Below are 12,635 nucleotides of genomic sequence, written 5' to 3' on the forward strand. Positions count from 1 at the left end.
TCTCATTTGTAGGGGTCTGCGGCGTCCCGCAAGCCGTCGCCAAGGAAGTTGAACGCCAGGATGACGAGAATGACGGGGAGGATCGGCAAGAGCAGCCATGGATAGAACGCGATCACGCTGACGCTGCGGGCCTCGGTGAGCAGAATGCCCCAGCTGGTGATCGGCGCCCTCAGGCCGAGCCCGAGGAAGCTCAGCGCCGTCTCGCCCAGGATCATGCCGGGTATGGAGATCGTCGCCGCAGCGATCAGATGCGACATGAAGCCTGGAATGAGGTGCCGCCGAATAATGCGGCTGCTGCTGGCACCCATCAATTGCGCGGCCAGAACGTAATCCTCCTCCCGCAAGGCTAGAAGCTTTGAACGCACGGCCCGCGCCAGTCCAGTCCAGTCGAGCAGCCCGAGAATGACGGTGATGCCGAAATAGATCAGAATCGGACTCCAGGTTATCGGCATGATCGCCGCCAGAGTCATCCATAGCGGAATGCTGGGGATCGATTGCAGAACTTCGATTATCCGTTGAACGATCAGGTCGAAGATACCGCCGTGATAGCCGGCCAGTCCTCCAATGACTATGCCGAGCAGGAAGCTGAAACTGATGCCGACAAGGCCGATTGTCAGTGAAATGCGTGCGCCATAGATGATGCGCGAGAGCACATCGCGCCCCAGCCTGTCAGTGCCGGCCAGAAAGAGCTGGCCGTTTTCGGCAGGGCAGACAAAATGCCTGTCACCTTCGATCAGGCCCCAGAACCGGTAACTGTCTCCCTTGCAGAAGAAACGGATCCGCTGAACATCATCCTGTTTGTCGACGTAGTTCCGCTTGAGCGTGTCCATATCCAGCATCATCTGGCGGCCATAGACGAAGGGCCCGACGAACTGGCCGTTGTGGAACAGGTGCACCCGCTGCGGCGGCGCATAGATGTAGTCCATGTTGCGCGTGTGTAGATTGTAGGGCGCCAGCCACTCGCATATCAGTATCCCGAAATAAAGCGCCGCCAGGAATATGCCGGATATTAAAGCCAGCCGGTGCCGCCGGAATTTCCACCACATCAGCCGCAACTGCGACGCCTGAAAGACCTTCGACTGCTCCGGCGTCATCGCCTCGACCGACTCCAGGTCAAAGGGCGCGATGGAAACGTAGTGTTGCAGCGGGGCACCCGGCGCGGGCAGCGGCGATTGGGTGTTCATTTGGTGCTGCCGCCCTGCAATCGAATTCGCGGATCAAGCAGCGCCAGCGCCAGGTCGGAAATCAGGACGCCGATGACCGTCAGGAAGGCGAGGAACATCAGGAACGACCCTGCCAGATACATGTCCTGGCTTTGCAACGCCTTGATCAGCATCGGTCCGGTCGTTTCCAAAGACAGCACGATCGCCGTGATTTCGGCGCCGGAGATGATGGCCGGCAGGATGGAGCCTATATCCGAAATGAAGAAATTGAGCGCCATGCGCAGCGGATATTTGACCAGCGCCTTGAAGGGATGAAGGCCCTTGGCGCGAGCCGTCACGACATATTGCTTGTGAAGCTCGTCGAGCAGATTGGCGCGCAGCCTCCGGATCATGCTTGCCGTGCCGCCGGTGCCGATGATCAAGACCGGGATCCAGAGATGGGCGAGGATCGACTTCGCCTTGGCCCAACTCATCGGCTCGCCGAGATATTGCTGGTCCATGAGATGGCCGATGGACGTGCCGAACCACATGTTGGCGAAATACATCAGGATCAGCGCCAGCATGAAGTTCGGAATGGCAAGCCCGAGAAGGCCGAAGAAAGTCAGGCCATAGTCGCCCCAGCTGTACTGATGCGTGGCGGAGTACATGCCGATCGGAAAGGCGATGAGCCAAGTGAAGACGATCGTGACGAAGGAAACCATCACGGTCAGCCACATTCGGTCCCCGATGACGTCGCGAACCGGCAACTCATATTCGAAGGAATAGCCGAAATCGCCGTGCAGCATCCCGCCGACCCAGTAGAAGTAGCGAATGACCGGCGGCTTGTCGAAGCCATATTCCTTCCGCATCATCTCGATGCGATCGGAATCCACCGCTTCGCCCTGAGCCCGAAGCTCGGCGACATAGCTGTCGAAGTAGTCGCCTGGGGGAAGTTCGATGATCGTGAACACCAGCGCCGATATGATCAGCAGCGTTGGAACCATCACAGCGATGCGCCAGACAATATATCGAAGCACGCTCAGGACTCTCCAAGCCAGAATGTATCCGGCATGTAGACACCGAAATAGGCGGTCGGGTCGTAGCCGTAGAGCGCCTTGTCAGGCAGATTGCGAAGCCGCGAGGATGCCAGGACCGGCTGATACGTTCCGTTTACCGTGCCGATCGAAAACACCTGATCGGTGTAGATCGACAGCATTGAATTCCAGATTTCGGCGCGCTCGGCGGCTTCGGTCGATGCGTTCCAGCGCTTGAGTAAAGCCATCAACTCGACCACAGGCGGAAGATCGGGCGCCTCACCGACCGTGCCATGAGACAAGTAGTGAGCGCCCCAGAGCGGCCATTGCAGCTGGTCGTCGATGGTGGGGGCCAGCTGGTACGGGTTCATGTCGGCGGTCGGCACGCCATTGTCGATGCCCGACCACATCGACATCATGATCTGGCCGCCAAGCGCACGGCTGCGGAAGATGTCGCGCTGCGAAGTCCGGATGAACAGGGCGATGCCGATCTGGAGCCAGTGATCGGTGATGAGTTCGAGCGCGTCGGTTTCCAGCGTGCTTTCGCCGGCCGTTTCCACTACGATCTGCGCCGGGCGCCCGTCGGAAAGTATCCGCAGGCCGTCATCGTCACGCGTCTTAAGCCCGACCTCGTCGAGCAGGGCATTGGCCTGGTCCGGATCATGGGCGACCCAGGCTTTCGCGAATTCCGGCCGGTAGAGCGGGCTCTCCGGCAGGACCGTATCGGCACTTTCCTGCGCCAATCCGTAGAAGACGGCCAGATTGATCTCGCGCCTGTCCACAGCGAGCGAAAGCGCGCGGCGCACGCGCACGTCGCGAAGAAGGCCGCGCCACACCTGGTCGGCACAATTCAGATTGGGCAGCAGCGCCAGCCGCGAACCCTGTGTGCGCTTCCAGAGATGCATCTTCACCGGGTAGCGCTTCTCCGCATCCTTCAGGAAGGCGTAATCGCTGAAATCAATTCCCATGCATTGCAGGTCGCTCTCGCCCGCGCCGGTCTTGGCGGAAATGATCGCCGACGAGCTGACATTCATGACGATCCGGTCAACATAGGGAAGTTGCCGGCCATTCTCGTCTATTCGATGAAAGAACGGGTTCCGCTCGAAGACGAACTGCTCAGCCGGCGGCTTGGTCCGGTTCCGCCAGGGATCGAGCGTCGGCAGATCCGGATTCTCCGGGCGATACTGCCGCGACATGCGGATATGCAGGAGCGTCCATTTCTGGACCCGGTTCTCCTTCATCAGGCCGGCGAGCCGGAATGGGTCCTGGTATTTTTTGTGGAACTGCTTGAGATAGGCGGCCGGCAGAACGAGCGATAGCGGCGAAGCGGCAGCGAGCTTGGGCAGGAAGTCGGGATTGGGCGCATCCCAACTATAACGGACCGTCAAAGGATCGACGATCTCGAAGCGCGGCGGCTTGCCGTCCGCCAGCAGGGCAGGGGCGAGTCCGCCTTGCGAAAGCTCATCGTTCAGCCAGACATCTTCCCAGCAATAGCGAAAATCCTCTGGCGTCAGCAGGCTACCGTCAGACCATTTGTGTCCTTCCCGTATCTTGAAAGTGAAGACGCGATCATCCGCTACGTCGAAACTTTCGAGAATGTCGGGCTGCATGTTGAGCTTTTCGTCATAACCAACCAGGCGAGCATACCCGTAGATCGTCATCATCCGGATATCTTTCTGGCTGCCGATAATCGTGCGCAGCGTGCCGCCATACCGGCCGGGCTGCCGGCCCATCGCAGCGAGATTCAACGTGCGCGGGCTCTTGGGCAGGCGTTCGGCGAGTGCCGGCAGCGCCCTGGCCTTCAGCTGCGGCTGAAGAAATTCCGGCTCCAGATCGCCGGCACGCAAGGTGCCCGGCAGAAACGCCGAAGCCATGAAGCCAAGGACTGTGCGCCGGCTGATCAATGGCGTAGCTCGCTGACATCGGCCGAACGTCGGGCCAGCACGAGGTGGCCGCCGCCAAGATCGAGCGGCGACAGCATGTCCTCGTCGCCCTCGTCGCGGAATTGCGGTCCCCATGCGCTGGTGTCGGAAGCGCCGATGAGCTTCAGCGTGTTGAAATCCATCGGCCTGTCGAGGTCTGGGAAAGGCACTGCGGCGACCAGCGAGCGTGTGTAGGGGTGGACCGGTTTCCTGAGCAGAACTTCGCGCGGCGCAAGCTCGACGATACGCCCGCCGCACATCACCGCGATGCGGTCTGCCATGTAGTCCACCACCGCCAGATTGTGGGATATGAACAGATAGGTCAGGCCCAGTTCCTTCTGCAGGTCCTTCAGAAGGTTCAGGATCTGCGCCTGGACAGAGACATCGAGCGCCGAAACCGGCTCGTCGCAGATCAGCAGTTCAGGTCCCAGCGCCAACGCGCGCGCGATGCCGATACGCTGACGCTGCCCGCCGGAGAAACTGTGCGGATAGCGCTTGATGAAGCGCGGATCGAGACCGATTGCCTGCATCAGGCTCTTGACCGTGGCGAGACGGGACGCGGCATTGCCACGTTGATGGATTTCCAGCGGCTCGCTCAAGATGTTCTCTACCGTCATGCGAGGTGAAAGCGATGAAACCGGATCCTGGAAGACCATCTGGATTTTCGCGCGCAGCATACGCAGGGCGTCTCCGTCGCCTTGCAAGACGTCGATCGCTCCATCGCGGCCGTTGAAGATCACAGAGCCGCCGTTGGGGGTGACAGCCCGCATGAGGATCTTGCTGACGGTGGTTTTGCCGGAGCCGCTTTCGCCGACCAGGCCCAGGCACTCACCCCGCCTGATATCGAAGCTCACACCGTCCACGGCGCGAACAGTGGTTTGATGATCCCCGCCGAACCATCCGGACTTGTGGATGGTGAAGACCTTTTTCAGATCCCTGACCGACAGCAGGATGTCGTCCGGTCCCTTCGATGCCGGCGCCGTCTGCTTGCCGAGCAGGTTCCCGACATTCACCGGCACCTCACGGAGCGCCTTCAGCCTTTCGCCAGGCTTCAGGTCGAAATGCGGAACGGCTGCCATCAGGCCCTTCAGGTAAGGGTGGCCTGGCCGGCGGAAAATCGCCTCGACAGGTCCCGCTTCCATGATCTCTCCATGGTAGATGACCACCACCTCGTCGGCGACATTGGCGACCACGCCGAGATCGTGCGTGATTAGCAGCATCGCCATGTTCAGCTTGGTCTGAAGCCCGCGCAGCAATTGCAGGATTTGCGCCTGGATGGTGACGTCCAACGCCGTCGTCGGCTCGTCGGCGATCAACAGGGCCGGCCGGCAGATAAGCGCCATGGCGATCATGGCGCGCTGACGCAATCCTCCTGAAAGTTCAAAGGGATACATGTGATAGGCGCGTTTGGGATTGGGAAAGCCGACAAGGCTGAGCATTTCCTCGGTCTGCGCCTTGCGCTCCGCCCGAGCCATAGGCGAATGAATCTGCAGGGATTCGCTAACCTGATTGCCGATGGTGTGCAGTGGCGATAGCGATGTCATCGGCTCCTGAAAGATCTTGCCGATGCGGCTGCCTCTCAACGCCCGGATTTCGGGTCCATCACGCGGCATCTGCAGGATATCCTGCGTCGTGCCGGGCTTTTCAGGATCGGAAAACAGAATACGGCCGCGAACATGGGCTGAGCTTGGCAAAATGCCCATCACCGCCTGGCTGAGGACCGATTTTCCGGAACCTGACTCGCCCACAAGCGCGGTAACCTTGCCGGGCAGGACGCGAAGATTTGCGCGCCTGACGGCATGCAGCGGTCCCCCGATGATGGCAAAAGAGATGCCAACATCTTCGATCCGCAGCAGATCAACTCCCGAATTCATTCTACCCCAGCCCCACTCTGGCAAGTCCAGAAAGCGAGACTAGCGCATTGCCAGCCTAGAGCAACTTGGATTCGCAACGGTCGCCGGTGGCGGAACCGGCGACTAGACCGCCTACCGCGCGTTCGGGTCAGGTGATGGCGGTTACTGGAGCTTCCTCCGGTCGCCCGCCGATAGCCGCGAGGCATCGCGATGAAGCAGCATGACCCGCTCGGCATCCGACATTCGGTCGTAAATCGGCTCCAGCGCACCGTCTTCATCGAGTGCGAGAGCGCCCGATAGATCGGGTGAAAGCACCGTCAGCTTCTGCTTGATGCCAGGCAGTTCCTCGTTGCCGAGCGTCAGCCAACTGTTGGCACCACAATAGCTGGCGAAGTCTTTGCTGGCGAGAACGCTGTGCGGATATTTCTTGGTCAGGATCTGGAGGCGCTGAACCTCGTTTACAGCCGAGCCGAAGACAGAGAATGTGAGCCGGTCGGTAAGCCCGACATTGCCGAACATCACATTGCCGACATGCAGACCGATACCAAATTTTATGTCGGATAACCCCTCTTCCTTTCTGCGCAGATTGAGATCCACCATGCGCGCCGTGGCCTTGTGCGCTGCCGCAAGAGCAGCCTGGCAGGCGGTCTCGGACTGCGAGCGATGCCTTTCGCAAGGGTAGACGGCAATGAAGCCATCCCCGATGAAACTCATGATCTGCCCGCCTTTGCGATTGAAAGGTGCAGCAACGGCGTCGAAAAACTGGTTCAGCGTATCGATATAGATTTCGCGGCCCGAGGTTTCGGCAAGCCTTGACGACCCGCGCATGTCGCCCATGACCAGTGCGGCCCGGATCGTATCGCCCTCGCCGCGCTTGATCTGACCGTCAAGCACGCGCCTGCCGGCGTCGCCGCCGAGATAAGTGGTCATCATGTTGTCGGCGAGCTTGGTGAGCACCGCCATCTTGGTTGCGATGGCGAGATGGCTCTGGATGCGCAGCAGCGCCGAAATCATGCTGTCACTGAAGCCGGCAGCACTGTCGGTGGACCAGGACCCCATCATGCCCTGACTGGTGTTGCCGCTGAAGGGAAGGACGAAAGCCATGTAATCGGTGATGCCCATAAGCCGGAGGTCATCGAAAACAGGAAACTCCGATGGCACCGATGGGTCGAGCCGGCGTCGCAGATGCTCGAGCTTGTTGCTGAGCAGATGGTAGTATGGGCTGGTCAGGAATCTTTCAGACGGCAAGCCGGCCTTATGGCGGAAGCCTTCCACTTCCATGCCCTTGCCGCGAACCCAGGTGAAGCCAAGCGCATCATAAAGCGGATGAAGCATCGAAAAGCTCAAATGCACCCGCTTCAGCGGCAGGCCGGCAGCAGCCAGCCGTTCGCAAAAGCCTTTTACCAATGTTTCCAGGTCGTTGCCCGCCAGAGCCGATTGGTTCAGCCAATCGGCAACCTTATCCATCAGAATGGTGGAAATTTCTGCTTGCGCTGTGCTCATGCGATCTCCAAACCCGTCGAAGACGAGCCATTCTCCTTTGACCCGCCACCCCCTCAAAGTCAATTAACCCGGCTTCGGCGGCAAATGCCGGCGAAGAATTCCCGAATGACTGTCCTTGCAGGAAGCAGACGTAACTGCATCTATCTTCTGGAGCGTTATGTGGCGAGGCTGTCGACGGAGTGCAATCACAATCATCAGGCAAAAAATTCGCTGGCCCAGACGCGGTTCAGAAGACGATCACATGTCGATCGCGAGGCGTCCAAAAATCTGCCTTCCCGTCAATCCAGACAGACTATCCGCTCGCATGGCGAGGCTCACTATGGTCCTAGAGCAGTTCACCGTTTCACGGAAACGGCGAACTGCTCTAACTATTTGTTTCTACGCAATTCCGGACGGAAAACCGTTACACACTTTTCCTGGAATTGCTCTAGGAATCATGGCCGAAGCATTTTGCGGAGAATCGATTTCCGCAAGCCGTTAGACCGGCACCTTCCCCTTCAGGCTTGCGGCCGCCATCGCATAACCGCCGGCGGCGCCATCGATGAAGTGAATATGATCGCGCTGCAGCGGCGAGGCGACGAGGCATGTCATCAAGGCCGATTTCTGGCGGTGCAGGCCATAGTTGCAGATGCCCGCCTCTTCCGCCTGTTTCAGCCGGTTCTCGATCCGTTGCAACACATCCGCGTCAACATCGATGGTCATTTTCAAGCCGTCGTCGAACTTCCGGAAATCCGAATTGCTTGCCACGTCGCGCTTGTAGACCTTCGGATCGAAACTGCCGATCGTCCAGCCAAATCGATCGGTGACAGCCGTAAGCGTCATCAGGAACACTACCCACAGCTTCGCCAGCCACCGCCGTCCTGCCGGCGCCGTGGCCCGCGCCTCGATATCGAGACCGGCGGGCAGTAGACTGTAGTCCGGCCCGTTCACCGGCACCGGGTGGCCGTCGCGTTCCTGCCTGCCGGCAAGGGCGATGATGTCGGAAGCCAGAAACTGAAAACCGCGCAAGTCGCGCGATACCCCCGGTATGGCTATGATCGAGACGATTTCGCCATGCCGGGCTTCGATCGGGTTCCAGCGGCAGGAGAGACCGGTCAGATCCGGACGTGCGCCGGCCGGCGCTGGATCGATGCGGTAGCGCCCCGCCTTCATCTCGGCTTCCGCCCAACTGCCGCCGCCGCCGGCGAACATGGCATAGAAGACCGCTTCGGAGGCCCGGAACCTCGCCACCCGAACGTCGAGGCCTTGCGCTCTTATATCTTCTATCGGCACGATTGCGGCGCGCAAGGTCAGGTCCAGTTCGTCCGCCACCCATCTCTGCACAGCCGCCAGCGCGTTGCGGGTGACCGCCAGCGCCGAGCCCGGAAACGCCACGAGCGCGCCGTCGCCGCCGAAGACAAAGGGAAGATCTTGCCGACCCAGCGCATTGAGCAGCGCCGAAATGACGCTGGCGCCGGCCATATTGACGGTTTTATAGCGCCCAGCCCCGATCGCCTTGGTCGAGCCGACGATATCGGCGGTGGCCAGCGCCCAGCCATCCGGGATGGGACGATAGTTATCGATATCGGCAACGCTTTCGAACTTTGCGAAGACCGGCAAAGAAGCGACAAACGGGTCGGGCGCGGCAGCTGTTTCCATGAGCGTCAGATAGCACATTCCCACTGCTTGAAGGTGATGTCGATCATGCTTCGAAAAATTGACTTGCACCGGCTTTCCGATGATAGGGTCTGGCGATGCGAATTGCCTTCTACGCGCCGCTGAAGTCGCCCAACGATCCCGTTGCCTCCGGCGACCGCCAGATGGCACGGATGCTGGTCAAGGCGCTGGAGCATGGAGGGCATAGCGTCGAACTGGCATCCGAATTGCGCTTCTATCTACGCGAGCCGGAATCGAAAAGTTTCGATGCGCTCAAGATCGCGGCCCGAGAGGAAGCCGCGCGGTTGACCAAGCTTTGGGATCGTAACGGCAAGCCCGATCTCTGGTTCTGCTATCATCCCTATTACAAGGCGCCCGACCTGATCGGGCCCGAACTGGCGTCGGCCTTCGCTGTCCCCTATGTGACTGCGGAAGCCTCCTATTCGAGGCGGCGCAACGCCGGTTTGTGGGCCGACACGCAAGCGTTGGTGATGCGAGCCGTCGAACAGGCAGCGCTGAACATCTGCTTCACGCAAAGGGATCGTCAGGGACTGACAGAGGCGCTTCCCGGCGCCGCTCTCGGTATGCTTTCGCCCTTCATCGACACATCGCTGTTCCGGGAAACGCCGGCACGGGGTTGTCCGACGCGCCTCGTTACCGTCGCCATGATGCGCCCGGGCGACAAAGCCGAAAGCTATCGCATGCTGGCGCAAGCGCTCCGTCCGATCGGCCATCTGCCCTGGACCATGTCGGTTGTCGGGGACGGGCCTGCCCGCGACGAGGTCAAAGCGCAATTCGCCGGCTTGCCGGCCGACCGTATCGAATGGCTTGGCGCGATCGAGCCAGCCGCCGTGCCGGATGTCCTCTACAGTGGGGGAATTTACGTCTGGCCGGGTTGCGGCGAGGCCTATGGCGTTGCCTATCTTGAAGCGCAGGCCGCCGGCCTCCCGGTGGTGGCTCAGGACATCGCCGGCGTTCCGGAGGTCGTGCGGCATGGCCGCACCGGGCTTCTCACCCCGCCGGGCGATGTGGCGGCGTTCGCTTCCGCCATTGAAAGGCTTCTGGCTGGTAACGACGAAAGAACCGTCATGGCCGCGGAAGCCAGACGTTTCATCCTCGAAGAACGTTCCCTCGGTGCTGCAGTGGCGCGTCTGGCCGAACTTCTTGCGAAGATCCCGGTTTCATGACATCCGATCAGATCTGGCAGCCCCTGGTGGAAGAACTGGCGTGCCGGCAACGGGCGGACCGTAAGGCAGAGTTCTGGCTTCGCGACGATGACGCCGTGGATCCGACGCCTGCGCTTGATCGGCTGCTCGCCCTCACCGCTGAATTCGCGGTTCCGGTCACTCTGGCCGTCATTCCGGCGCTGACTGATGAGAAGCTTGTCGTCCGGCTTGACGAGGCGCCGCATGCCACGGTCGCCACCCATGGCTGGGCGCACCGAAATCATGCGCCCGAGGACCAGAAAAAGCAGGAGCTCGGCGCGCATCGGCCGCGCGAGGCGGTGCTCGATGATCTGGCTCGCGGGCTGTCGCACGTGACCGGCCTGCACGGCGCACGTGCCGTTCCGATGCTGGTGCCACCCTGGAACAGGATCGACGCCGGCTTGGTATCCGACCTTGGATCGATAGGATTTGCGGCATTGTCGGTCTATGGGCCGCCGAAGCCGGCTTCACTGGCGGTCGTCAACAGCAATGTCGACATCATGGATTGGCATGGCACGCGCGGCTGCCGCGATCATGACCTGTTGGTTCAGGCTATCATCGCGCAATTGCGGCGCGACGGCGGCGAGCCGGTCGGCCTGCTCACCCACCATCTCGTACATGATGAATCGGCCTGGCTTTTCCTCGAACGGCTGTTCACAGTCACCGCACAGACTGAAGCCTGCGCATGGCTTCCGATCAGGACATTGATCGGGCGCAGCGCGAGTAGAGCAATTCCAGGAAAAGTGTGAGCGGTTTTCCGTTCGGAATTGCGTCAAAACAAGGAGATAGAGGCAAATAGCTCAGCGCTTTTTGCGCAATGAGACTGGAAACTTGAGCGTCTGGCCATCCCGTGCGGCAAAAGCGCCGGCAAACCTGCCTTTGGCCAGTTTCTCGATCTCGTCCAGTTCCTCGTCGGTGCGGGTCGGATCGTGGTGAATCAGCGCAAGCCCCCGTGCACCGGCCGCATCGCAGAGCTTGACGCCCTGTTGCCAGGTCGAGTGCCCGTTACCGCGGCGGCGTTCCATTTCCTCCTCGGTGTAGGTGCAGTCGTAAATGACGAGGTCGGCATCTTCGATCAGGTCGAGCACCGCCTGATCGAGTTTGTCCGGCTCGTGCTCAGTGTCTGTGATCACCGCCACGACGCGGCCGCCCCATTCGACCCGGTAGCCTATGCAGCCGCCTGGATGGAAAAGACTGCCGGTTCGGACCACCACCCCTTCGCGCGGCCGAAGCACGTCCCCGGATACGAAATCGCGGTAGTCGAGGCTTGCCTTGCAGACGTCCAGTTTCACCGGAAACCACGGCGGCTGCATGAACTCATCGACCATCTGCCGGGTCGTCATGCGTCCTGCGAGATGCCCGGACCAAAGCGTAACCTTGACGCTCCGGTCATAGATCGGCGCAAAAGCCGGCAGGCCGATGATGTGATCGTAATGGCAATGGGTAAAAAGCAAGTCGAAATCGTTCACGCCCGACGCCCGAAGCTCCCAGCCGGCAGGCCGTATGCCGGAGCCCGCGTCGAACAGAAGCGTATGCTTGCCGCACCGCATCTCAATGCAGATTGTGTTGCCGCCATAGCGAGAGAATTCTGGCCCCGATACCGAAATGCTGCCGCGCACGCCCCAAAATCTGACCAGGAAAACGTCGTCGTCCATGCTAGCCCTTCGCAGTCCCCGTCGCCCATCGTAGCCAAACAACTGCTGCTAGGCGAGACGGGTTTCTCCGGAAGATATTCTCAGCAGGAGGCCAGTGCCGTCACGACGGCGAGGATTGAGCGCACGTCATTCGTTATCTGGCGATTCGTGCGTCGATCAGATCCGCGGTCGTATGGCTCAGGCGATCGGCAAGAACCCGCAATATCTCGATAGTCATTTCCGGGAACTCCTTCATAAGCCTCAGAAAATGATCCTTGCGGATTCTCAAGACCTCCAGCGGACTTGCCGCTCTGACGGTGGCGGTGCGGGAGCTGTTGCACAATATGGCGATCTCGCCAACAATCGAATTTGGCAGCAATTCGGCAACTTTTATCGGTCCGCTGTCGGAATCGACCAGAATATCCGCCGTGCCTGAAAGGATGACATAGGCCGCGTCTCCCTCGTCGCCTTGCCGGAAAAGGATCTGGCCGGCGCTGTAGCTCACGCGATCGGATGTGAACGCAAGCAGCTTGAGCTTCGTCGGCTCGATGCCTGAGAACAAGGGAACGCGTTGCAGCATTCCAACTTCATCCTTGAGCAGCATTGTCGCAAACCTCAAAATTCGCGTTTGCCAGACTAGATCAACGGACGCTCAGTTGAAATCAGTTCCCACCGGCAGAATGATCCCATCCGAATGTCGGGTCGCT

Annotated in this window: 10 protein-coding genes; 2 read left to right on the forward strand and 8 right to left on the reverse strand. The window is 60.2% G+C overall.

The features are described from left to right. Positions 1–2: 2 nt before the first annotated feature. From RFM40_RS23640 to RFM40_RS23665, 6 genes are all read right to left on the reverse strand, one after another. The gene (locus tag RFM40_RS23640) at positions 3–1,184 is read right to left on the reverse strand and encodes an ABC transporter permease (RefSeq protein ID WP_320228988.1); all 1,182 of its coding nucleotides are present in this window, start codon (positions 1,182–1,184) and stop codon (positions 3–5) included. After that, entirely contained in the window at positions 1,181–2,179 is a 999-nt protein-coding gene (locus tag RFM40_RS23645) for an ABC transporter permease (RefSeq protein ID WP_292300796.1), read from the reverse strand. Before RFM40_RS23645 ends, RFM40_RS23640 begins: the two co-directional genes overlap by 4 nt. A 2-nt stretch (positions 2,180–2,181) precedes the next feature. Next, positions 2,182–4,080 (reverse strand): ABC transporter substrate-binding protein, encoded by a 1,899-nt coding sequence (locus tag RFM40_RS23650; RefSeq protein ID WP_320228987.1) that lies wholly within the window; start codon positions 4,078–4,080, stop codon positions 2,182–2,184. Continuing rightward, a complete protein-coding gene (locus RFM40_RS23655) occupies positions 4,077–5,972 on the reverse strand; it encodes an ABC transporter ATP-binding protein (RefSeq protein WP_320228986.1) in 1,896 nt (631 codons plus the stop codon). The genes RFM40_RS23650 and RFM40_RS23655 overlap by 4 nt, the downstream gene beginning before the upstream one ends. Before the next feature lie 141 nt (positions 5,973–6,113). Further along, positions 6,114–7,454: an adenylate/guanylate cyclase domain-containing protein gene (locus tag RFM40_RS23660; RefSeq protein ID WP_320278323.1), complete on the reverse strand. Its 1,341-nt coding sequence runs from the start codon at positions 7,452–7,454 to the stop codon at positions 6,114–6,116. A gap of 477 nt (positions 7,455–7,931) precedes the next feature. Further along, a complete protein-coding gene (locus tag RFM40_RS23665; RefSeq protein WP_320228984.1) occupies positions 7,932–9,110 on the reverse strand; it encodes a DUF3095 domain-containing protein in 1,179 nt (392 codons plus the stop codon). A 77-nt stretch (positions 9,111–9,187) separates the two neighbouring features. Here RFM40_RS23665 and RFM40_RS23670 point away from each other — a divergent pair, with 77 nt between their 5' ends. Further along, positions 9,188–10,276 (forward strand): glycosyltransferase family 4 protein, encoded by a 1,089-nt coding sequence (locus RFM40_RS23670; protein ID WP_320278324.1) that lies wholly within the window; start codon positions 9,188–9,190, stop codon positions 10,274–10,276. After that, the gene (locus RFM40_RS23675) at positions 10,273–11,043 is read left to right on the forward strand and encodes a polysaccharide deacetylase family protein (protein ID WP_320228982.1); all 771 of its coding nucleotides are present in this window, start codon (positions 10,273–10,275) and stop codon (positions 11,041–11,043) included. The genes RFM40_RS23670 and RFM40_RS23675 overlap by 4 nt, the downstream gene beginning before the upstream one ends. Before the next feature lie 51 nt (positions 11,044–11,094). Here the strand turns inward: RFM40_RS23675 and RFM40_RS23680 are convergent, their stop codons facing one another. After that, the gene (locus RFM40_RS23680) at positions 11,095–11,949 is read right to left on the reverse strand and encodes an MBL fold metallo-hydrolase (RefSeq protein ID WP_320271425.1); all 855 of its coding nucleotides are present in this window, start codon (positions 11,947–11,949) and stop codon (positions 11,095–11,097) included. A 133-nt stretch (positions 11,950–12,082) separates the two neighbouring features. Then, positions 12,083–12,532, reverse strand: a complete 450-nt coding sequence (locus RFM40_RS23685; protein ID WP_320228980.1) for a cyclic nucleotide-binding domain-containing protein — start codon at positions 12,530–12,532, stop codon at positions 12,083–12,085. Between the last annotated feature and the right edge of the window lie 103 nt (positions 12,533–12,635).

The sequence above is a fragment of the Mesorhizobium captivum genome (genome assembly GCF_033977165.1).
Taxonomy (GTDB): Bacteria; Pseudomonadota; Alphaproteobacteria; order Rhizobiales; family Rhizobiaceae; genus Mesorhizobium; species Mesorhizobium captivum.